The 21,243-nt window shown below is 60.6% G+C and carries 17 protein-coding genes, 4 tRNA genes and 1 pseudogene; 19 read left to right on the forward strand and 3 right to left on the reverse strand.

All coding sequences use genetic code 11. From position 1 onward, the window contains the following. Positions 1 to 32 precede the first annotated feature (32 nt). Positions 33 to 719: a demethylmenaquinone methyltransferase gene (locus tag ACKFRT_RS09800; protein ID WP_296215286.1), complete on the forward strand. Its 687-nt coding sequence runs from the start codon at positions 33 to 35 to the stop codon at positions 717 to 719. A gap of 31 nt (positions 720 to 750) precedes the next feature. Here ACKFRT_RS09800 and ACKFRT_RS09805 read toward each other — a convergent pair whose 3' ends face one another. Further along, positions 751 to 2,211 (reverse strand): geranylgeranyl reductase family protein, encoded by a 1,461-nt coding sequence (locus ACKFRT_RS09805; RefSeq protein WP_296215284.1) that lies wholly within the window; start codon positions 2,209 to 2,211, stop codon positions 751 to 753. 177 nt (positions 2,212 to 2,388) lie between these two features. Here ACKFRT_RS09805 and ACKFRT_RS09810 point away from each other — a divergent pair, with 177 nt between their 5' ends. Continuing rightward, positions 2,389 to 3,399 (forward strand): polyprenyl synthetase family protein, encoded by a 1,011-nt coding sequence (locus ACKFRT_RS09810; protein WP_408925162.1) that lies wholly within the window; start codon positions 2,389 to 2,391, stop codon positions 3,397 to 3,399. Positions 3,400 to 3,555: 156 nt separating this feature from the next. Beyond that, positions 3,556 to 3,637: transfer RNA gene (locus ACKFRT_RS09815), tRNA-Tyr, on the forward strand. A gap of 135 nt (positions 3,638 to 3,772) precedes the next feature. On the opposite strand, the gene ACKFRT_RS09820 is transcribed toward ACKFRT_RS09815, so the two are convergent. Further along, positions 3,773 to 4,957, reverse strand: a complete 1,185-nt coding sequence (locus ACKFRT_RS09820; protein WP_408925163.1) for an IS1249 family transposase — start codon at positions 4,955 to 4,957, stop codon at positions 3,773 to 3,775. 178 nt (positions 4,958 to 5,135) lie between these two features. Between ACKFRT_RS09820 and ACKFRT_RS09825 the strand changes: the two are divergent. From ACKFRT_RS09825 to ACKFRT_RS09900, 16 genes and pseudogenes are all read left to right on the forward strand, one after another. Further along, positions 5,136 to 5,327: pseudogene (locus ACKFRT_RS09825) on the forward strand (DJ-1/PfpI family protein); the annotation flags it as partial. Positions 5,328 to 5,530: 203 nt separating this feature from the next. Next, a tRNA-Thr gene (locus ACKFRT_RS09830) sits at positions 5,531 to 5,603 on the forward strand. A 73-nt stretch (positions 5,604 to 5,676) separates the two neighbouring features. Then, a tRNA-Met gene (locus tag ACKFRT_RS09835) sits at positions 5,677 to 5,750 on the forward strand. 306 nt (positions 5,751 to 6,056) lie between these two features. Then, positions 6,057 to 6,129: transfer RNA gene (locus ACKFRT_RS09840), tRNA-Trp, on the forward strand. Positions 6,130 to 6,169: 40 nt separating this feature from the next. Then, positions 6,170 to 6,514, forward strand: coding sequence for a preprotein translocase subunit SecE (secE, locus tag ACKFRT_RS09845; RefSeq protein ID WP_296212580.1), 345 nt, complete (start codon positions 6,170 to 6,172; stop codon positions 6,512 to 6,514). Positions 6,515 to 6,602: 88 nt separating this feature from the next. Next, positions 6,603 to 7,547, forward strand: coding sequence for a transcription termination/antitermination protein NusG (gene nusG, locus ACKFRT_RS09850; RefSeq protein ID WP_408925164.1), 945 nt, complete (start codon positions 6,603 to 6,605; stop codon positions 7,545 to 7,547). Positions 7,548 to 7,768: 221 nt separating this feature from the next. After that, entirely contained in the window at positions 7,769 to 8,209 is a 441-nt protein-coding gene (gene rplK / locus ACKFRT_RS09855; RefSeq protein WP_293791653.1) for a 50S ribosomal protein L11, read from the forward strand. Between the two features lie 74 nt (positions 8,210 to 8,283). Beyond that, positions 8,284 to 8,994: a 50S ribosomal protein L1 gene (gene rplA, locus ACKFRT_RS09860; RefSeq protein WP_296212588.1), complete on the forward strand. Its 711-nt coding sequence runs from the start codon at positions 8,284 to 8,286 to the stop codon at positions 8,992 to 8,994. 255 nt (positions 8,995 to 9,249) lie between these two features. Further along, complete coding sequence (locus tag ACKFRT_RS09865; protein WP_296213139.1) at positions 9,250 to 10,275, forward strand: DNA cytosine methyltransferase; 1,026 nt, start codon at positions 9,250 to 9,252, stop codon at positions 10,273 to 10,275. Further along, positions 10,272 to 11,156 (forward strand): NgoMIV family type II restriction endonuclease, encoded by an 885-nt coding sequence (locus ACKFRT_RS09870; RefSeq protein ID WP_296212590.1) that lies wholly within the window; start codon positions 10,272 to 10,274, stop codon positions 11,154 to 11,156. Before ACKFRT_RS09865 ends, ACKFRT_RS09870 begins: the two co-directional genes overlap by 4 nt. 140 nt (positions 11,157 to 11,296) lie before the next feature. Further along, the gene (locus ACKFRT_RS09875; RefSeq protein WP_408925165.1) at positions 11,297 to 13,054 is read left to right on the forward strand and encodes a TIGR03773 family transporter-associated surface protein; all 1,758 of its coding nucleotides are present in this window, start codon (positions 11,297 to 11,299) and stop codon (positions 13,052 to 13,054) included. 2 nt (positions 13,055 to 13,056) lie between these two features. Beyond that, positions 13,057 to 14,622 (forward strand): anchored repeat ABC transporter, substrate-binding protein, encoded by a 1,566-nt coding sequence (locus ACKFRT_RS09880; protein ID WP_296212597.1) that lies wholly within the window; start codon positions 13,057 to 13,059, stop codon positions 14,620 to 14,622. A gap of 113 nt (positions 14,623 to 14,735) precedes the next feature. Beyond that, positions 14,736 to 15,776, forward strand: a complete 1,041-nt coding sequence (locus ACKFRT_RS09885) for a choice-of-anchor M domain-containing protein (protein WP_408925166.1) — start codon at positions 14,736 to 14,738, stop codon at positions 15,774 to 15,776. After that, positions 15,773 to 16,492, forward strand: a complete 720-nt coding sequence (locus ACKFRT_RS09890; RefSeq protein ID WP_408925167.1) for an anchored repeat-type ABC transporter ATP-binding subunit — start codon at positions 15,773 to 15,775, stop codon at positions 16,490 to 16,492. Before ACKFRT_RS09885 ends, ACKFRT_RS09890 begins: the two co-directional genes overlap by 4 nt. After that, positions 16,489 to 17,370 carry an anchored repeat-type ABC transporter permease subunit gene (locus ACKFRT_RS09895; RefSeq protein WP_408925168.1) on the forward strand — a complete coding sequence of 294 codons (882 nt, stop codon included), beginning with the start codon at positions 16,489 to 16,491 and terminating at the stop codon, positions 17,368 to 17,370. The genes ACKFRT_RS09890 and ACKFRT_RS09895 overlap by 4 nt, the downstream gene beginning before the upstream one ends. Continuing rightward, positions 17,360 to 20,011, forward strand: a complete 2,652-nt coding sequence (locus ACKFRT_RS09900) for a choice-of-anchor M domain-containing protein (RefSeq protein ID WP_408925169.1) — start codon at positions 17,360 to 17,362, stop codon at positions 20,009 to 20,011. Before ACKFRT_RS09895 ends, ACKFRT_RS09900 begins: the two co-directional genes overlap by 11 nt. Here the strand turns inward: ACKFRT_RS09900 and ACKFRT_RS09905 are convergent. Then, positions 20,008 to 20,928: an esterase/lipase family protein gene (locus ACKFRT_RS09905; RefSeq protein ID WP_408925170.1), complete on the reverse strand. Its 921-nt coding sequence runs from the start codon at positions 20,926 to 20,928 to the stop codon at positions 20,008 to 20,010. The two genes, ACKFRT_RS09900 and ACKFRT_RS09905, sit on opposite strands and share 4 nt — an antisense overlap. Positions 20,929 to 21,243: the final 315 nt, after the last annotated feature.

Here is a 21,243-nt window from a genome sequence, read left to right on the forward strand (position 1 = left end):
CTCACACTCCCCGGCACGCTAAGATGTTTGTCGTGTCTCGGGCAAGTTTGGAAAAGAAACCGCAGGAAGTCGCGTCGATGTTCGACGCGGTGGGCAAGAACTACGACCTCACCAACACGGTGTTGAGCTTTGGCCAGGATCGCTACTGGCGCATCCGCACCCGCAAGCGCCTCGACTTGAAGCCCGGCGACCTGGTGCTCGACCTTGCCGCGGGCACGGGCGTATCCACCGAAGAATTTGCCCGCACCGGAGCCACCTGTATCGCCTGCGACTTCTCCTTCGGCATGCTCGCCGCCGGGGCTCACCGGGATGTTCCAATGGTCTGCGCGGACGGCACGAACCTGCCCTTCGCGGACGCGACCTTCGACGCGGTCACCATCAACTACGGCCTGCGCAACATTGTGGACTTTCGCGCCGGTCTGCGCGAGATGGCGCGTGTGACGAAGCCGGGCGGGAAGCTGGCAGTCGCGGAGTTTTCCACCCCTGTCATCCCGATCTTCAAGACGATCTACAAGGAATACCTGATGCGCGCCCTGCCGAAGGTCGCGAAGGTGGTTAGCTCTAACGCAGATGCTTACGAGTACCTCGCCGAATCCATTCGCGCCTGGCCCGACCAGGAGGAACTAGCTGCCGAGATCCGTGGGTGCGGGTGGCACGAGGTTGGCTGGCAGAATCTCACCGGCGGCATCGTTGCGCTCCACAGCGCCATCCGTATCTAGCCTCATACATATGTAGCGCCGTGTAGCCCAGCTAGCGCCGAGCCGCGAAAGGCTTGTCGATCGGCGCGAGGTTCACCATGCGCCCCGCCCCGCGCCACAGCCTGGCTGCTATGTCGCGGTCGGCTGGGCTCACGAGGTTGCCCATCAGTCGCGTCGCTACCCCCATCGCACGATTGGCCAGTGGCCCGCGCATGCCGAGCGGCCCGAGTGCGCTCATCAGCCCCGGCATCGTCAGTACCACCGCCAGCCGCCGGGCCAGCCCAAACGCTTGCCCATACTGTTTCTGTAGCTCGGCCGTCCATTCCGGCTCCATGCCGGCACCGTTGTGGTTTTTTGTTCTCGACGCCCACTTCTCCGGCCCGCCCCACTGCTCAACCAACAACCGAACCAGCAGCTCGGCGGATTCCAAGGCGTAGTCGATGCCCTCGCCGTTTAGTGGATTCACCAGCGCTGCGGTGTCTCCGATGGCGGCCCAGTTGGGGCCTGCCACGCGGCTGACGGCTCCGCCCATTGGCAGTAGTGCGGAGGTGATGGATTCCGGTTCCCCGACGATGCCCCACTCGTCGCCTACCTGACGTGCGTAGTCGTGTAGGAGCTTCTTGGTGTTCACCTTCGCTGGCCGCTTCGTAGTGGCCAGCACCCCGCAGCCGAGGTTCGCTTTGCCAATACCTTCGGCCAGGCCGCTTCCCACCCCTTCGACCGGATTGCCTAGGGGGAACACCCAGCCATAGCCTGGCTGGGCGGTGCCCGTGGAGTCGTTGAGCTCCAGATGCGAATGGATCCAGGGCTCTGCGCCGAAAGGAGTGGTGATGTAACTGCGGGCGGCGATGCCGTGGACCAGCCCCTTATCCCACTGCACGCCCAACTTGCGAGCAATGCCGCTGCGGACCCCTTCGGCCAAGACGAAGAAGCGGGCGCGGACCCTCAATTGTTGGGCTGTTGCCGTCTTGTCCCGAACGCCTTCGCCGGTGCGCGTGTTGTCCCGAACGCCTTCGCCGGCGCGCGTGCCCGCGACCTCGATGAGTTGTTGGGTTGCGGGGTCTAAGGTGGCGTCCACAATCTTCGCCTGGACAAAACGCGCACCCGCAGCGATGGCGAACCTGGCGAGGGCAGCGTCGAGGCGCGCGCGGGGGATGGCCGAGCCGCGGCGTGGGAAACTTCCTTCGGGCCACGGCGCGGTGACGGAGCCGCCGAAACCATGCAGCTTGAGGCCCTGAATGTGGGGCGCGCCGTCGAGCAGGCTGAGTGCCCCCATTGATTCGAGCGCGGCGATGGCGCGTGGGGTGAGGCCATCGCCGCAGGTCTTGTCGCGGCCGAGGGAGCTGGCCGACGTGCCCGGCACGTCGGCCATGTCCACCAGCACAACCTCCAGGCCAGCGCGGGCGGCGTGATAGGCAGCGGCGGAACCGGCCGGCCCCGCGCCCACGATGGCGAGGTCGCACTCGATGCCGTGGGGGAGGGCGGTAGAAGTTTCAGCGGTGGGGGAATTCATCGACCCCTATTGTTCCACGGGGTGGGGGCGAGGGGGCGTTGAGGGCACAGCGAAGACAGCATGTGCGTTAAACACCGCCACGTTAATCGACTAAAGTGTCGGTAGACATGTAAAAGACCACATGTGAAGTTTCAGCATGTGGGAGTTCAAGAGGAAAAGTCGAGGCTGACCACGGACATGCCAAGTGCCACACCCCGTAAACCGGCGCTCCCTGACGTGGGGGACGCGCAACTAAACGAGGCCTTGGGCCAGTCGATGCAGCAGGTTGAGCAGCTGCTGAAGGATCGGTTGTCGGTTGGCGAGTCTTTCTTGACCGACAAAATCAGCCACCTTTTCGACGCTGGTGGTAAGCGCTTCCGCGTGATGTTTGCCCTGCTGGCGGCTTACTACGGTGAGAATCCGACGGCGCAGCAGGTGAACGAGGCTGCCGCGGTGGTAGAGCTGACCCACCTGGCAACGCTGTATCACGACGACGTGATGGATGAGTCCGATCAGCGGCGTGGTGCAGAGTCCGCAAACAAGCGGTGGAACAACTCGGTGGCCATCCTGGCGGGCGACTACCTGTTTGCTATCGCCAGTGACATTATGGCGAAGCTGGGCACCGAGACGGTGCAGCACTTTGCGGAGACTTTCCGCGAGCTCGTCACTGGTCAGATGCGCGAGACCGTCGGCGCCCGCGAGGGTGAGGATGAGATCGAGCACTACTTGACGGTGATCCAGGAGAAGACCGGTGTGCTGATTGCCTCTGCTGGCTGGCTCGGTGCCCTGCACAGCGGGGCTTCCGTGGAACATCGCGAGGCTCTGTTTAGCTTTGGCCGCAACGTAGGTCAGATTTTCCAGATTGTCGATGACATCATCGACGTGTGGGCCGACCCGGAGGTATCCGGCAAGGTGCCCGGCACGGACTTGCGCGAGGGCGTGTTCACCCTGCCGGTCCTTTACGCAATGCGGCAGGAAGACACCACGGGGGCGCGGCTGCGCGAAATCCTTACTGGACCTGTCACAGAGGATGCCTTGGTGGACGAGGCGCTAGAGCTTATCCGTGGCTCCGAAGGCCGCGAGAAGTCGTTTGAGGTGGTGCAGCGCTACCGCCAGTACGCTGAGCAGGAGCTGGCGAAGCTGCCGGATAACCATGTGACCCATGCGCTGCGCAGCTTGATGGACTTCGCCCTGGAGCGCCTGGGATAGTTCGCGACGGTGCCCCCGTACGGGCGCGGGTGTGCGGGGTGTTGTGTCGCGCATTGAGTGCACGGGTTTGGTTGGGGTCTGGGCGTGTTCTGAACAGGCGATTTGCATAAGTTGGGGCTACTCGTAGTAGAGTTACCAGCGCACCGAATGGTGCATGCCAGATTGCCCGAGCGGCCAAAGGGAGCGGACTGTAAATCCGCCGGCTCTGCCTTCGTTGGTTCGAATCCATCATCTGGCACAATGCCTTATGGCAAAACAACCCGGTGGTTGCTTTCCTGTTAGTGGGAAAGCAACCACCGGGTTTTTCTGTGTGCGAAGTGCGGGCTAATGGGGTTAAAGGACAAAAAGTGTGTCTTTCCCGGGCGTGTCGTGGCTATTTGACCCAGCCTTTTTGGATGCCGAGGTTGTGTTGGTAGCTGGTGTCGATGGCGGTGTCGTATTCTGCTGGTGCACCGATGTCATTGGTAGTGGCTGTGGTGTCGTGGGTGATCAAGTTTGTTGCTGTGGAAAGTGCGTCTTGACCCCATCGCTGGTCCCTGGCGATCTTGACCGGATCGTCAGGGACTTCTGTATGTAGGTACAGCCACCAATCCATCACTGTGCGTTGATGCGGTAGTGATAATCCGCGGTGTCTGCGGGCTAGTTCTTTTATTGGGGCGTTGATGCCGCCTTCGAGACTGTTTGTTGTTGCTGCTAGTCCGTCAGGATTGATGGTTGTTGGTGGTGGTTGCAGGTAGGTAAACAACAGGTCCCTGCGGTGCAGGGATAGCAATGACTGATAGGCCGCTCGGACGCGTTGGTGGGTGTAGACCCTGCTGTAGGCACCGCTGGCAGGGTCGCGGATGGTGGTTTTCTCGTTCATCCACACCCGGTAGGTGTGGCTGAATTCGTGCAGGTGTGTGACCCATTCGGTTGCGTGGTCAAGGTCTGTGATGCCAGTGAGTTTCAGGGCTAGACGGTAGATGGTTTTGCCTGCGTCAGTGCGGGGATTGCTGGTGGTATGGCGGCGGACTGTTCGTTGGGCGTGGACGAGGCAGCGTTGGATGCGTGTTGTCGGCCAGCAGTGGTGGATGGCTGATTGGGCGCCTTGTCCGCCGTCTGTCACTGCGACAAGTGGTGCGGCAATGGGGCGTAGGAGTTCGGTGTAGGCGGCGGTGGTTTCATGTCTGGCCCAGGTCCAGTTGATGACGTGGGTTTTGCTGGCAGCGATAAGGAGGCAACCAGATTTTAGGTAGGTCGCGTCGAGGAAGATCTGGTCGTAGATACGGAAAGTATCGATGGTGGGTGTGGGGATGATCCACCAGCACCAGTGGAAGCGGCGTTGCAGTGTTTTCGCTGAAACGTGTTGTGTAACTGCAATGTGTGACAGTGGTTGGGTGCCGGTGACCCATTGGATGAACCAGGTCATGGTAGCGGCGTTTTTGTTGTGTGTTTGGGTGCTGCGGGTAAAGGAGTGTCCGCATGTGGTGCAGCGCCAGCGGGTTGTTCCTTTGCTGGTGGTGCCGTTTTTCTTTGTGTTGTTGCTGCATAGTGGGCAGCTGGGTCGGTTGGTGGTCATCCTTTAATCCAACCGGTGTGCGTTTAGCACAGATGTGGCCGGAGGTGTGGGATGGCGTGGGGAATAGCTTTCGGGGAGCTATTACGCGGTGGTTTGTGGGGTGTGTTCTGCGGTTATGTAGGGATGCGGACACACTTTTTGTCCATTAACCCGGCTAATGGGTTAAAGGATAAAAGGGGATGCGGACGTTCTCCGCGGCCGTACATTGACCTCGTACCTATCGTTGAAGACTGACCTCCAGAACGCTGGGGCGACGTGGGTCGACGAGGAGGTTCACGTGGATAACGGCTTGGTTTCTTCCCGCACTCCAGCCGATCTTGACGCGTTCAATGCGAAGTTGGTTGAGGAGTTTGCCGAGGGGCAGCACTAAACGCTCTTAGGGCGGAGCCGGGTCCCAGATGGGGCCCGGCTCCTGTCGGTTTAAAGTAGGGGACCTGTCGGAAAATAAGTCGGTTAAAATCGCCTCTGACCAGTAGATTTGTGATTCTCATTGGAAACTGGTTATGCTACTTCAGGCTTTGATCGAAGAGCACAGGCGGAAGAACACCGCTGGGTTCAATCGATTTAAGTTATGCCCCCTTAGCTCAGTCGGCAGAGCGTTTCCATGGTAAGGAAAAGGTCGACGGTTCGATTCCGTCAGGGGGCTCTGTCATTTTATGCGCCCCGTCACGCGACGTTAGACACAGACCGTTGGCGGTCCGTAGCAAAGTGGCGATGATGGCGGTGTAGCTCAGCTGGTTAGAGCGCACGACTCATAATCGTGAGGTCGAGGGATCGAGTCCCTCCACCGCTACAAATCAAGACCAAGACCACCCGGTGATGCAAGTCGCCGGGTGGTTTTGCTTTTGCTGTCGCTACGCTCTGTGTCTCGCCTCAAACCGCCTGCCCTAAACCTGCGTGTCCCAACTCCGCCAGCCCCAGCACCCGCGCCCTATTTGGTTGCGCGCTCCGAACCCTGCTATTGTTCTTGAACGTTGCACTGAATGTGCGTCGCGGAACCAGCAAGCCCAACAAATTGGGAATTGCTTTTCTTCGTCCGCAGGATGTTGCTTCACCTATGTTGATCTGGTCGCGTACACTCGTAAACCAGAACTTCGATAGGGGCGTGGCTCAATTGGCAGAGCAGCGGTCTCCAAAACCGCAGGTTGCAGGTTCAAGTCCTGTCGCCCCTGCACGATCTTCCTTGCAGGTACCTTTAAGGAGAAAACAGACGTGAGCGACGAGAGCAAAAAGTCCGCAGCCGGCGCATCCGGCAAAGGCGGCAGTCTTCGCCCGTCCGGTAAGCGCCAGGTGGCCGGTCAGGCCACGACGTCCCGCGCGGTTGCTAACTCCAGCTCCAAGGCTCCGGAGGTTGTAAAGACCAGCAAGAACCCCTTCAGCGCCATCGTGGATTACATCCGCGGTGTGATCTCTGAAATGGGCAAGGTTATCTGGCCTACCGGTCGCGAGATGGTGAACTACACCATCATTGTCCTGCTGTTCCTCATCTTCGTATGCCTGCTCGTTGCTGGCAGCGATTGGGTTGCTAGCTGGGGCTTGCAGCAGATTATGCGCTAACTTGTGTTAAGCTAGCGAACATCAACTTTTATACCGCCTTCGCCGCCCCGGCGAGAGGCGGATTTTTAATGATATGGAGGGTATTTCCATGGCAGAGGAAAACCAGAACGACCAGGCCGTTAGCGCCGAAAGCTTGGCCGCAGCTGCACAGGAAGACGTGCAGCAGGCTGTTGCTGAGGCACAGAAGGATGCTGCGGGTGCTGAGACTGAGGGCGTCACTAATGATGACGCCGCAGCACCAACCACCGAAGGGGCCGAAGAAACGGCGAGCGCCGACGGCGCTGAGGCCTCCGAGGCTTCAGCAGCAGCCGAGGGGGGCGAGAGCGCTGAAGGTGAGGCCGAGCAGTCCGCAGAGGACGCCGCGATGGCCGCCTACAAGGCTCGTCTGCGCCAGTTCATGCGTGCATTGAAGAAGCTGCCGGGCGACTGGTACATCATCCAGTGCTACTCCGGCTACGAGAACAAGGTGAAGACCAACCTGGAGATGCGTGCGCAGACTCTGGGTGTGGACGAGCAGATCCACGAGGTCGTTGTGCCGATCGAGGAAGTAGTGGAGCTGCGCGACGGTAAGCGCAAGCTGGTGAAGCGCAAGCTGCTGCCGGGTTACGTGCTGGTGCGCATGTCTCTGGATGATGCTTCGTGGTCCGTTGTCCGCGATACCCCGGGCGTGACCAGCTTCGTTGGTAACGAGGGTAAGCCCACCCCGGTGAAGATTCGCGAGGTCGCGAAGTTCCTGCTGCCGCCGGAGACTGCGAAGCCGCAGGAGACCGAGGATGGCGAAGAGGTTCCAGCTACCGGCGTGGACGTTTCCGCAACGGGTGTGGCAACCCCGCCGAAGCCGGCCAGCGAGCAGGTTGTGGTGGACTACGAAGATGGCGAGTCCGTCACCATCCTGTCCGGCCCGTTCGCTTCCGTTTCCGCAACTATCAGCGAGATCGATACAGAGAACAACCGCCTGAAGGCCATGGTCTCCATCTTCGGCCGTGAGACCCCGGTTGAGCTGGAATTTGATCAGGTAGAGAAGCTGAACTAAAGTTGTACAGGTTGTCCGTGGTAAAGGCCGCGGATTGACACGCAAATTTTTTCCATTTTCCGGTGGCCGGTGAAATTCCGGCATCCGGTCGATGCGATGAACTCCGCGCTGGCCATCACGGGCGCGGGGAACGGGCGCAGTTTTCCCTTCCAGCCTGCGGGCTGGTGGCGGTGAAAATGGGCGCCCGCGGATCGCGTTGATAACAGAAAGTAGGTTTAAAGATGGCAAAGAAGAAGGTTACTGGCCTCATTAAGCTGCAGATCCAGGCTGGTCAGGCTACCCCGGCACCGCCGGTTGGCCCGGCTCTGGGTGCACACGGCGTGAACATTGTTGAGTTCACCAAGGCATACAACGCTGCAACCGAGTCCCAGCGCGGCAACATCGTGCCGGTGGAGATCACCGTCTACGAAGACCGCTCCTTCGACTTCAAGCTGAAGACCCCGCCGGCAGCGAAGCTGCTGCTGAAGGCTGCGGGCATTCAGAAGGGCTCCGGCGTTCCGCACACCGACAAGGTCGGCTCCGTTACTTGGGACCAGTGCAAGGAGATTGCAACCACCAAGAAGGAAGACCTGAACGCTAACGACGTTGAGGCTGGCGCTGCCATCATCGCCGGTACTGCTCGCTCCATGGGCATCACCGTCAAGGACGCTCCTCAGAAGTAAATTTTTCAGACCGTGGTAAGGCTACTTGCTTCGCCTGCACCACAACTCCAACGTTTCAATAGATTGGATTCATTATGAGCAAGACCTCTAAGGCATACCGCGCGGCAGCGGAGAAGATCGACGCTGGCCGCCTGTACACCCCGCTGGCAGCCGCTAAGGCTGTCAAGGAGACCTCCTCCAAGAACTTCGACGCTACCGTCGACGTTGCTATCCGCCTGGGCGTGGATCCGCGCAAGGCTGACCAGCTGGTTCGCGGCACCGTTTCCCTGCCGAACGGCACGGGTAAGGAAGTTCGCGTTGTCGTCTTCGCCGAGGGCCCGAACGCTACCGCCGCTGAAGAGGCTGGCGCGGACGTCGTTGGCACCGCCGAGCTGATTGAGAAGATCCAGGGCGGCTGGACCGACTTCGACGCTGCGATCGCTACCCCGGACCAGATGGCCAAGGTTGGTCGTGTGGCTCGTGTGCTGGGTCCCCGTGGCCTGATGCCGAACCCGAAGACTGGTACCGTCACCACTGACGTTGCCAAGGCCGTCTCCGAGATCAAGGGCGGTAAGATCTCCTTCCGCGTGGACAAGGCTTCCAACCTGCACGCCATCCTGGGCAAGGCTTCCTTCACCGAGAAGCAGCTGGCTGAGAACTACGGCGCTCTGATCGATGAGCTGCTGCGTCTGAAGCCGTCTTCCTCCAAGGGCCGTTACTTCAAGAAGATCACCATGGCCTCTACCAATGGCCCGGGCGTTCCGGTGGACAACACCATCGTGAAGAACTTCGCCGAAGAGGACTAAGTCTCGTTGCCTAGACTCCTTCTAGGAGACTTCCTCTAGGTTTCGCGCCCTCGCTACTTCTGGGTAGTGAGGGCGTTTTCATTTTGGGGTGTCCTGGCATGGCGGGAAGTATCTGCATCGAAAGAGTGTATCGACTAGGTGTTCTATTATGGACGCCTTTTCGTTTCGATTGATGGTCATTTATGCAGGTCAAGTTAGTCGATGATTGGTTTTGCGGTTTCGGGCAGTGTCGCTGCGTCATGGTATGTTCAATCCATGCAAATACCGCTTACTTCGGTTGAGATTTGCGCTGGCGCTGGAGGCCAAGCGCTTGGTTTAGAGGCTGCCGGATTTATGCATCGTGCGGTGGTCGAACTCGATGCGCATGCCGTATCCACATTGCGGGCAAATCGTCCAGGATGGAACATTGTTCATGGAGACGTGCAAGATTTTGACATTGAGCCGTACGCAGATGATCTTGATCTGCTGGCGGGGGGTGTTCCATGCCCGCCTTTCTCGATTGCCGGTAAGCAGCTTGGGCAGGATGATGAGAGGGATCTGTTTCCGAGGGCGCTAGAGTTGACCGCGCAGTCGCGTCCGAAAGCGCTCATGTTGGAGAATGTTCGAGGATTGGCACAACCAAGATTTGCTCGATATAGAAATGAGCTAGTCACAGAGTTGGAAGAGCTGGGTTACCGTACCTTCTGGGAGGTCGTTACAGCAGCAGATTTTGGCGTCCCCCAATTAAGGCCTCGCTTCGTTTTGGTTGCTTTGAGGGAACCGTATGCTGATCATTTTGCCTGGCCTGAACCTTTAGATACGCGGGTAACTGTTGGTGAGGCGCTTCACTCGCTTATGGCTGAGAATGGGTGGCCGGGTGCAGATGCATGGGCAAAACGGGCAAACGGTATTGGGCCGACGCTCGTTGGTGGCTCGAAAAAACATGGTGGTCCAGATGTTGGCCCATCACGCGCCCGTGAAGGCTGGAAGAGGCTCGGTGTGCGGGGTACAAGCATTGCTCACGAGGCACCAGGGCCTGATTTCCCGATTGGGAATGGTGCAGAAATGCCACGGCTAACTGTACGTATGGGCGCCGTGATTCAAGGATTCCCTTCTGAGTGGAAATGGGAAGGCGGCAAGACCGCAGCGTGGAAGCAGGTAGGCAATGCCTTTCCACCGCCAGTGGCGAGAGCGATTGGCGATCGCATTGTGGCGGCTTTGCGGCAGGATCTGTTAAGTGGAATGGTTCCAGCGGAGCCGGTGGTTCCAGAAATGAGTCTCTTGGAGGGAGTGGGGCTGTGAGTCACTCTGAATCGCTAATAACTCGGGCTCGTAAAGAGCTGCATCGAGAGTTAATTGATAAGGGCGTTTTGACCATTGCTGATTTAGCAAAAGGGAGGATTGCTTCAAATGCGGACAGTAGTAGTAATGCGTCTCGAGAAACTGCGCTTCATCTAGCTGATCAGCTAGGTGCGAGCGTTGCCCGTAAGAAGGCGGGACAGTCTATGGGTGCAGACTTCGAACGTGCGGTCGCTCGCTTTATCAAGGAAACTTTTACGCACATGCAGTCGGTGCGTCCGGGAACATGGGAGGTTCAGAATGTTGGAAGCTCTCGACGGCGCGAACATCTCTTCCTCTGTGAGCCGTACTCTCACTTGGCGGATCTAGCCGAATTGGTGCGCAGGTATCCGGAATTGGGGGCTGCCCTCGGAAATAGTTATTCGATCTCTCCTGACATCTTGGTTCTGCGTGAGCCCGTGACGGATGACGAGTTTAATGAGGGAGAGTTTCTGGTAGACGGTGATTCTGGTTTGGGCTCTCCTGTGAGGGCGAGTAATCGGGAGAATCCTGCCAAGATCGTCCATGCTGTTGTTTCGTGCAAGTGGACGATGCGGAGCGATCGAGCGCAGAACACCCGTGCGGAAGCCCTGAACCTGATTGAGCATAGGAAGGCGCGTGCCCCGCATATTGTTGCGGTGACGGGGGAGCCATTGGTGACAAGAATCGCCAGCCTGGCTTTAGGTACTGGGGATATTGACATGACCTACCACTTCGCACTACCGGAGCTCAAGAAAGCGGTGGAGGCTGTTGGTAATGACGACACTTGCGAGCTGTTGCATACGCTAATTGCAGGAGACCGTCTTCGGGACATCTCTGATCTTCCCTTGGATATGTCTGTCTAACCATTCGAGTGCTTATCTCTTCTTTTTAGGGTGGGGTAGCGCGGGCGGGAGCTACCGCACCCAATGTTTGAAAATGGTTACCACTTCACTATAGTCCTTAATGAAAACTAGACCCATTGTGTTTTAAAGGACTTAATCTGGTGCGCACATCACCCCTCGCAGCATTCTCAGTCGCTCTTATCGCAGGCTTCGCAGCCTTCCTCGGTATTGGTAGCCTCGGCCCGCAGTCCCTACCTGAGGCGAAGGCGGATTCCGTCACCCTTAACCAGGGACACATCGACGCTTTCCATGTCACTTCCTCCGGGGCCGGCAACCTCAAGCTGGACCTCACGGAGGACGTCACGGGTTCCCACGTTGCTCACGATCCAAATACCGTCACCTTGGAGGTCGGGGCGCAGGCCTACGAGCCCCGCACCGCAGAAGTGGCGGAGGTTGGTGTGCCAACCTACTTCCTGCCGCAGACTCAAGAGCAGGACCTGATTTGGCCAGGCTGGGACACTCAAGGCGTGGCTCCCCACTACCAGGGCGTAAAAATCAACTTCAACCGCGTGTGTGGTCCGGGCCGAGTGTTCATGTGGAGCCAGGCGTTCAGCGGCGCCTCCCCGCTGCTCTCCGACGGGGTGGAGGTCAAGTCCGGCAACAGCATCAACCAGGCTAACCCCAGCCATGTCCACGCCAACTGGGGCTTCGAGCGCCCTGGTCGCTACTCCATGCAGGTACAGGCCACCACAGACGACGCGAAGTCGGAAGTGAAGACCTACACCTGGGTCGTCGGTAAGTCCGCCGAGGACGACCAAGCTGACGAGCCCGCAGAGGGCGCTACCCCGTGTGGCAGCGAGGACGAGGCTTCTGCCGGTGCTATCGGCGGTGATTTGGCTGGCACCGGCGCTAGAAACAAGGCCGGTTCTGCGGGCATAGCCGGAGCGGCAGGCAAGCCGAGCGTGGCAGGCAAGTCGAGCGCGGTAGGAAAGTCCCGCTCGTCTAGTAGCACTGCCAGCTCCACCGGCTCTACCAACTCCACCAGCTCTACCGGCACTCAAGGTTCGGCTACCTGCAAGAAGGGCGAACCCGCCCTGCGCCCGCAAATCAAGGACGACCGCCAGCAGCCACCAAAGTGGACCAACCCCAGTGCGCTCAACTTCGGCCTCGGCTCGGCAGCCAAGACGAACCTGCCCCAGGCCCTCGGCCCCGTCGGTGCCGGTACCGCGTGGATGATCGGCGCCACCCAGACCAACGGTGTGCCGTGGGTGGGCGTGAACACCATGCACCCGGACCTGCTGGCAAACACACAAGGTGATGTCACCTTCAAGCTCACCTCCTTCAGCGGGCCGGGCAGCATGTACGTTTTCGAACAGGGCAACCTGGGCCAGGTCGTGGGCAAGGAGTGGTTCAAGGCCAGCGGAGGCAACGCATCCGGCGCTCACGTCGTCCCCCGCAACTCGCACGTTCACCCGAACTGGGTGTTCTCCAAGCCTGGCACGTACAAGGTAGGCATCACGCAGACCGCTACTACCAAGCAGGGCAAGAAGGTCAGCGCTCCCGCGGTACTGACCTTCACCGTCGGTGGCAGTGGCAACGCCAATAGCGGCCACTTCGACTTCGGCGCAAGCATCACCACCGACGGTGATTGCGCTGCCGGTGCTGCGGGTGGCTCCGGTGCTGGAGGGGAGGGCAGTGCTGCCGCCGGTGGCGATGCTGGCTCTGCCGCCACTTCCGACGGTTCCCTGGCGGACACCGGCTCTACTTCCGCCATGCTGGCTCTGGCCATTGCAGGCGTGGGTCTAATCGCCCTTGGCGCGGGTGTGGTGTACATGCTGCGCACGAACGCTCTGGCTGCTGATTCTGTGGCGTCTCTTCGTTCGGTGACGCCCCCTCGAACCCCGCGCCCGAAGTCTTAAACATGGGCTTCGCAGTTTCATCGGGCAAGGGGCCTGCCAAGTCTCTGTGCGCGAATGTCAGCACGGTGCTGCTAGCCGCTGGCCTGGCTGGATGCACGGCCGCCGGCGGTGCGAGCCTGCCGAGCCGGGACGACGGCGTGACGGATGTTGTGGCCTCTACGCCGATCATCGCGGACCTCGCCCGCCACGTTGCGGGTGATTCCGCCCGCGTTACTGCGCTAATCCCGAACACCGCGGATCCGCACACTTACGAGCTGACTTTGCGGGACGTTCGCAACCTTGCCAACGCAGACATAGCCTTCAACAACGGACTATTGCTAGAGCAACAGTCGGTGCTGCGAACCATGGATAATGGTGTGCTGCCTGGCACGGAGGTCGTGGCGCTGGCAGACGTGGCCGCCAACCAAGGGGCGACCGTCATTCCCCTGGTGGAGAACATGGCGCTCGATACCGTCTGGCTGGGTCTGCGCGCCCAGGGGATCGGCGCCAAGCATGGAGGCTCTGCGCACTCAGAGATGCACTTAAGTGTTACCGACGTTAAGGGACCCGGCGACGCGGCGGCCTACATCACTGGTACGTTCGGCCAGCCGGAAGTCTTCTTCAACTCCCGCGATGGCTTCGATTCCTCCCGTGGATACGAGGGCGATACCGCCACGCTGCCGGTCGATGCGCACACCCATATGAGCTGGTCGTTCTCCCAGCCCGGCACCTATACCCTGCACTTGAGCGCCTCCCTGGTGCCGGATGAGGGCAAACCGCCAGAGCACATTGCAGATCAAACCGTGCGCTTTAATGTGGGCACGGAAGAAGGGGCGTCCAAAAAGATAGACAGCGGGCACTACGACATCGCGGTGAACGCCGACGACAACAGCATCAACCTGGTAGGCGACGGCGGCACCTTCGACCCCAAGGATGCAGTGGTCAGCGTGCCTAACCAAACGCTGCAGCCGATCCCGGGCGAACCGACCTTCCGCTTCCTCGGGAATGCGGGCGACGAGACCTACCTGCTGCCGCAAGCCGTGCTGGGTAAGCACGTTCACGGCGAGCTCGACCCGCACCTGTGGCACAACGCGAAGAACGCGATGGCATACGTGAAGGTGATCCGCGACAAGCTCATCGCAGTGGACCCCGACCACGCCGCGGACTACCAGCAGAACGCGCAGAATTACCTGGACCAGCTGGATCGCCTGCACCGTGACATCAAGGACAAGATACGCACGATCCCGGAGCACCGCCGGCACCTCGTTACGGCCCACGACGGCTACGCCTATTTTGCGGACGCCTACGGCCTGGACGTCGCCGGCTTTGTCACCCCGAACCCGGAGATCGAGCCGAGTACACGGGACCTCGTGAGCCTGACCCGCACCCTGGAAAACCTGCAGGTTCCCGCGGTGTTTATCGAGCCGACGATGGCGGGGCGCACCCGAGAGTTGCAGCAGATCGCGGATCGGCTGGGAGTGAGCGTGTGCCAGATCCGCAGCGACACCCTCGACGAGACGGCACCGACATATGTGGATCTGATGCGCACCAATGCGGAATCTATGTCCGACTGCCTGAAGGACGCGTGACCTGGGCTCATGTGGGTGGCCGTGGGCAGTTTGACAGCACATTGCACGACAACCGGCACCCAGACAATAGACGGCAAGACAACAGACAACAAAACAGCAAGAGGAAGAGCAACATGAAAGTTACAGTGCGCAAGAGCATCCTGACCCCCGCCGCAGCCGTGATGCTGGCCGGGGGAGTAGCCGTGGCGGGGGTGCCGGTAGCCGGGCTGCCCTTCGCCGTGGCCCAGGAAGATCCCGCCCTAAAGCAGACCGTGACCGATAAAGAGGAGCACATCCCGGCCGGTACTCCGCATGTGTTCGATCATGGCCATGCAGACCTGGGGATGCGCCTGGACGGCGGCAAGTTGGACGTGCAGCTGCGCGACGACGCGGAAGAGAAGCCCGTGTGGCGCGTGCTGGACGACGTGGTCTTCGACGTCTCGGACAAGGCCAAGCAGCAGCTACCCTCCGACGGCGGTTACGAGTTCACCGGCGCGCAGCCAGGTCAGGAGGTCTGGGTACTACCGCAGACCGAAGTACAGGGCGTGCCGTGGCTGGGCTGGAACACGCAGTCTCCGGCGCTCATAGCGCAGGCCAACCGGGGTGTGACCATGGAGTATCTGGGCCACCAGGGACCTGGTCAGATGAGCATGTTCCTGCAGGCTGGTGGGTTTGAGAAGCCCCAGGAGCTGTGGAACTCCGCACAGCCTACTCCGCAGGATCTCTGGGTGGACCTTAATACTCACACCCATGCCAACTGGGTGTTTACCGAACCTGGCGTGCACCGCGTGGCCATGGGCGTGCGCGTGAAGATGAAGGACGGCTCCGAGAAAACCGCCACCAAGGTACTGAACTTCGCCGTGGGCGTGGACCCTTCCGAGGCCCAGAACTCCGGTTGGGAAGGCGAGCTGCCGAAGGCGGGTGCTGCGGGATCTGCTGAATCCGCGGGATCTTCGGACGGCACCAATAACTCCAGCCCCAATGGTTCCGCCGATGCCAATGCCGCTAGCTCCGACGGGGAGGAGCCCAGCGGTAGCTCCTCTGCTCTGCCGTGGATCCTGGGTGGCATAGGCGTGGTGGTTGTCGCGCTGCTGGCCTTTGGCTTCCTTTCCCTGCGCAAGGGCGCCAAGGAGCGCAAGCGTATCGAGGACGAACTGTGGGGCCAGCTGAAGTGACCGCACTCCAGATAGCGGATTTGAACGTATCGCTCGCCGGGCGGCAGATCCTCACCGATGTGAACCTCGAGGCGCGCCCCGGCGAGCTCATCGGGCTGCTTGGCCCTAACGGCGCGGGCAAGACCACCCTCATGCGCAGCATCCTAGGGCTGATCCCGCGAACCAAGGGCAGCATCCAGGCCGCGAGCGTAGGGTACGTTCCGCAACGCCACGAGTTCGCGTGGGATTATCCCATCGACGTCCGCCATACGGTACTGAACGGTCGCGCGGGGCTGATCGGCCCGTTCCGGCGGTCGCGCCGGGCGGACTTTGCGGCCACGGCCCACGCCCTGAAGCGGGTGAACCTGCAGCATTTGGCTGGCCGCCCCATCGGGCAGCTATCCGGCGGGCAGCGTCAGCGCGTGCTGGTGGCCCGCGCCCTGGCTGTGGAGCCGACGCTGCTGCTGCTAGACGAACCCTTCACCGGCATGGATTTCCCCAGCATCGAGGCGCTGGTAGAGATCCTCCAGTCCCTGGCCGCCGACGGCATGAGCATTCTGATGGTCACCCACGACCTGGCTCAGGCAGTGCACGTGTGCGACCGCCTCGTGCTGTTGAACGGACGTGTGGTTGCCGACGGCTCGCCGGAGCAATTGCAGAGCCCGGAGCCGTGGATGGAGACCTTCGACGTCCGGCCGGATTCGCCGCTGTTGAAGGGAGTGGGGTTAAACCAGTGATTTCTTTCTCTCAGTTCCTAGCCGACCTCACGAACCCCGCCCTGGCCTTCCTGCCGAAGGCTCTGCTGGTGGCAGTTCTCTCCGCTCTGGTGTGTGGGGTGATCGGTACTCACGTGGTGCTGCGAGGCATGGCATTCATCGGCGATGCCGTGGCACACGCCGTGTTCCCGGGCCTGGCCATTGCCTTCGCCTTGCAGTTTTCGGTGATCGCCGGCGGCGCGCTTGCCGGAGCCGTGGTTGCCCTGCTGATCGCCCTGTTCTCGCAGCGCAGGCGCGTGAAGGAAGACACGATCATCGGCATCTTCTTCGCCGCCGCCTTCGCCTTGGGGTTGGTCGTGATCTCGAAGGTGCAGGGCTACACGGCCAGCTTGAATAGTTTCTTGTTCGGCTCCATCACGGGTGTGTCAAACGAGGACATTATTTTCAGCGCTGTCGTCGGTGCCGTCGTGATCGTGGCCGTAGCGGCGCTGCACAAGGAGATCGTCGCGGTCTCCGTAGATCGAGAGACGGCCGCCGCTATGGGAATCCGTGTGCTGTTGATCGACGTTGTGCTCTACCTTGCGGTCACCGCCGCCGTGGTGATGTCGGTGCGCACTGTCGGCAACATCCTGGTTCTCGCGCTGCTCATCACCCCGGCCGCAACCGCGCGACTGTGGACGGATCGCCTGGTCGTGATGATGATCCTGAGTGCCGTGATAGGCATGGTCGGTTCCTTCGTCGGTGTGTATGTCTCGTGGGCCATCGACGTACCCACAGGCGCGACGATCGTCCTGGTTCTCACCGTTGTTTTCCTCTTTTCTTTCTTTGTGGCGACGCCGATTCGTGCCGCCAAGCAATCCAACGAACCCTCACAGGTGGTAGCTACTGATGCAGAATAAGCATGACCTCACACAGCAGCTGGCCAAGCAGCAGCTGGCAGAGCTCAAGCGCAGCCAGAATAAGGCCGAACGGATGATGTGGGCAGCCAAGTCCACCCTGGCGGTATTGGGTGTGCTGGTGCTAACGGTGGTGGCCGGCGCCTGGAATGCGGCGTCACCACTAATCAGTGACCACCGCACCGCCGAGGTGTTGCAGCGTGCGCAAGCAACACCGACAGGGCATAAGCCCGGAACGACTAGCGACGGACCGACCGTCGGCAAGGACGTTAAGGATCCGGCAACCGGGAAAGCCCATGTGTGCGCGGGCAGAAAACTGCTGTACAAGGCGCACGTGGATGCGGTGTACGGCACGTATAACAAGGGCAAGCCGGACGTGATGGTGGTCGATGGGCAGCAACCCGTGCCCGCCGGTGACGTCTGTCTGAGGCTGGCGCCCGACGCGATCGGTGGCAAGGAGGTCTCGCGCATCAAGGTGCCGAAGAACAAGGCACTGAGCTTCCTCGGCAAGCCTGGCACTGTGCTGTGGAACGCCCCGCAGACCGTAGATTTCAGCTCTCAGTGGCGCCCAATTTGGGCAGGTCTGGGTGCCTTTGATCCGGCACACGAGATCGAGGTGCCGACAGATTTCGCCGAGTCGGATGTCCACTTCCACATGAAGAAGTTCTCCGGCCCCGGCGACATGGAGGTCTTCTTCCGCAACTCCGGCACCCCCACGCCGGAGCGGATGCTGTCCACGAAGGAAGGCCTGAAGGACTACGACTACGAGGTCGGCGGTCACGGACACTTCAACTGGACGTTCTCTAAGCCCGGCGTCTACCAAATGACGATGGCCTGGGACGTAAAGAAGAAGGACGGCTCCACCGTAAAATCTGCAGAGCGTACCATCCGTTGGCTGGTTGGTAGCGATAAACAGGTTGGTCTGCCGGAGGGCACGACCACGGGGTTGAACGAGATCGAGAATCCGATCGCGCCGCTGGAACCGGGTAATCCGGGAGATCAAGATCAACCTGAAGAGCCTGAGCAGCCTGAAGAGCCCGAGCAGCCAGGCGAGAATGAAACGCCAGGCGACGAGGAAGATCCGAGCGATGGCACCGACAAGCCCGCGCCGACGTGCGAAGCCCCGCAGGAGATCTCCGACGACGAGGTCCGCAGCGAGGTCAACGATGCCTTCGGTGAGGGGCAGGGATCCGAGCGCGCTGTGATTCCCAAGGGGCACATGGATTTGGGAGTGGGTACGACGGATGAATCAGACTCGGATCCGCACACCTTCCTGAAGGACGGCGCTGACCCCGCGAATGTGCAGGAACGTGAGTCCGGCAGTTTCGTGTTCTTGGTCAACAGCCCGAAGGCGAAAGTAAGAATTCCGGAGGCTTACCAGGAGGAACTGGGGGAGACTGCATACGCACTCCCGCAGGCACAGCAGGAGAACCCGGACGTCCCATGGTTGGGATTTTCTACCGAGCATCTGAACTCGGCGGCTCAGGGCGTGGACCTTTCCATTAAGGACTTTGAAGGCCCGGGGCGAATGGTGACTCTGGAAGATACAGGCATAGAAAGCCACCTGCGTCTGGATTCCGAGCACCGTGAGAACAAGCTCCATTACTCCGTCGGAGCGCACAACCACCAGGCCTTCTTCTTTACCAAGCCGGGAGCGTATCGGGTGGTGTTCCGCTACGAGGGAACCACGGTAAGCGGTGAGAAATTCGACAAGGAACTGGAGACATTTTTCGTCATCAAGGATTCGTGCGGCGATAACGCCGGAGTAAAAACCGGTCTGGAAGAGCTGCAGGATCTACAGAAACACCTGGACAGCGAGAACGCTAAGTTCGGCAAGTACATGGATCAGATCGTCGGCGGTATCGAGGCACTGCGCGGAAACGTGCAGGCGCCACAAAAGCCCGCCGACAGCGGGACGAGCGCGGGGCCTTCCGGCGCCGCAGAAACTAGCCCTGGAACCGGCTCTGGTACCGGCTCTGGAGGCCAGAGCGGTGGAGGCCAGAGCGGTGAAAGTGCGAACTCCGCCGATACGACAAGCTCTGCTGGAGCTTCCGGTGGGGGTGCGAGCGCCTCGTCCGCAGATACATCCGATTCCTCGGGTGCGACTTCCGGCGGAACCGGTGGCGCTGTTGCCGGCGGCGGATCCGGCGAGGTCGTTGATGGCGGAGCGGATGTCGCAGACACCGCAGGTGATTCAAGTGACCTAGGTGGCGCAGCCGACCCAGCCGACCCAGCCGACACAGCCGACACAGCCGACCCAGCCGACACAGCCCGCACAGCCGAGGGCGAGGTCGGTGGTGGTGGCATCCGCCGTATCAACGCTGCCCAGGGGCAGCAGAACGCTCACGCAGCACCCGCGCACTCCGACGGTGCACAGAATGTGGATACCAAGAAAACTGCTACCCAGTCCTTCCTGGATTCCCTTACCGGCGGTGGTTGGACCACCGGATTCCTGCTGGGGTTGGGCCTGATGGGGCTGCTCGGCGGGGCACTGCTTTTCTTCGTCGCAGCTCGCAACATGCAGCGCGCCCACACTCTGCAGCTGCTGCAGGCGTACCGCGAGATCAGCCGCGACCGCGCAGAACAGGCCTACGCGGAAGAGCCCTGGGACGGTCCGCAGGAAGGGCCGGGCAAGCAGGCCTAGCCTCGCCGCCTCCTCATCCGGAACTCGCCCATCATCGGCAGAACCACCCCGCGCCGTAGCGGGTGGGCGGCCCGGTAGGTAGCCGGGCCATCCTCGCCCGGCTCCAGCGCTTCGAGAATCAGATCCGCCACGCGCGGCGAATACAGCATCGCCAAGTGGCCGGACAGATCAAACGGGTTGTCGTCCTGAACGCTTAAATTGCGCACCCGCGCGCCCTCGCCGGCAACCATCACCTGCTTCAACCGGGGCGTGGCAATGCCGTCGTACTTTGCGGTGATCATCGTGTAGTCCACCCCTGGAGTGGTATCCCCCTCACGGTTCAGGTGCTCGCCAAACTCGCTACCCACACGCTGGTCGATCGCAGCCCCACCCAGCAGTTTTTCCAAGAATCCGGCGGACTTATTGTGGGGGTCCACCCGCTCTGCCAGCGTAGATACGCCCGACAGGGTAGTGCCGTGGTGCGCCGGACCCACGCCCACTAGGCGATCCACTTTGTTGCGCGCCACGTCTGCGCGGTCTGCACCACCAGAATCGGAGAGGTACAGGCGGGCTTGCGCCACGCCCTGCGAGTGCCCAACCAGATTAACTTTGCTAGCCCCCGTGCGCTCGATCACTTCGTCGATGAAGGCCGCCACCTCTTCCTGCGAGGTGCGAAGGAAGTTGTTCGCGTACACGCCCGCGGCCTTGCCCACGAACGCCGAGCGGTCTTTGCCGTAATTCACCGCAAACACTGGATGGCCTGCGGCGATGAGCTTCTTCGCCACGTAGTCCCACGTGTTGTATGCGTTGAGCCACGTGCCGTGGATCAACACCGTCGGCGTTGCACCGTCCAGGGGTGTGTCCCATTTATTGACGCCCTCCGGCAGTGGATTGTCGCGCAGCAGACTGGAAAGGAACTTAGGAATGAATGCGTCCATAAACCCCAAGGGTAATCAAACTGCTAACCCCACTTTTGTAAACGAAAGATTTTTTGGGGTGCAGGGTGGCGTCATAAGACAAGCACAACGGCGATTTGGAGAAGCGTTGAGGAGGGGTGTAACCTCTTTCGAGGAAGTTTGACTAGATCAACAACGAGATCAGCAACGTCAAGTTTTCACCGAAGACCGTCGGTCATCACCGTCCGTTCGACCCCTTTCGCGGGGAGCGAGTGGGCAGGAGATTGAAGGATCATCGTCATAGATGACGGCCCACGCAGGTAACACGATAGACGTTCGGATCGGATTCCAGCCTTT

It is taken from the genome of Corynebacterium jamesii, from assembly GCF_046097395.1.
GTDB lineage: Bacteria > Actinomycetota > Actinomycetes > Mycobacteriales > Mycobacteriaceae > Corynebacterium.

What these genes read in the sequence shown, in the direction of transcription:
- ACKFRT_RS09805 (WP_296215284.1), bottom strand. Translation starts at nt 2,211, where the DNA reads ATGAATTCCCCCACCGCTGAAACTTCTACCGCCCTCCCCCACGGCATC.
- ACKFRT_RS09810 (WP_408925162.1), top strand. Translation starts at nt 2,389, where the DNA reads ATGCCAAGTGCCACACCCCGTAAACCGGCGCTCCCTGACGTGGGGGAC.
- ACKFRT_RS09820 (WP_408925163.1), bottom strand. Translation starts at nt 4,957, where the DNA reads ATGACCACCAACCGACCCAGCTGCCCACTATGCAGCAACAACACAAAG.
- nusG (WP_408925164.1), top strand. Translation starts at nt 6,603, where the DNA reads ATGGCAGAGGAAAACCAGAACGACCAGGCCGTTAGCGCCGAAAGCTTG.
- rplK (WP_293791653.1), top strand. Translation starts at nt 7,769, where the DNA reads ATGGCAAAGAAGAAGGTTACTGGCCTCATTAAGCTGCAGATCCAGGCT.
- rplA (WP_296212588.1), top strand. Translation starts at nt 8,284, where the DNA reads ATGAGCAAGACCTCTAAGGCATACCGCGCGGCAGCGGAGAAGATCGAC.
- ACKFRT_RS09865 (WP_296213139.1), top strand. Translation starts at nt 9,250, where the DNA reads ATGCAAATACCGCTTACTTCGGTTGAGATTTGCGCTGGCGCTGGAGGC.
- ACKFRT_RS09880 (WP_296212597.1), top strand. Translation starts at nt 13,057, where the DNA reads ATGGGCTTCGCAGTTTCATCGGGCAAGGGGCCTGCCAAGTCTCTGTGC.
- ACKFRT_RS09885 (WP_408925166.1), top strand. Translation starts at nt 14,736, where the DNA reads ATGAAAGTTACAGTGCGCAAGAGCATCCTGACCCCCGCCGCAGCCGTG.
- ACKFRT_RS09900 (WP_408925169.1), top strand. Translation starts at nt 17,360, where the DNA reads ATGCAGAATAAGCATGACCTCACACAGCAGCTGGCCAAGCAGCAGCTG.
- ACKFRT_RS09905 (WP_408925170.1), bottom strand. Translation starts at nt 20,928, where the DNA reads ATGGACGCATTCATTCCTAAGTTCCTTTCCAGTCTGCTGCGCGACAAT.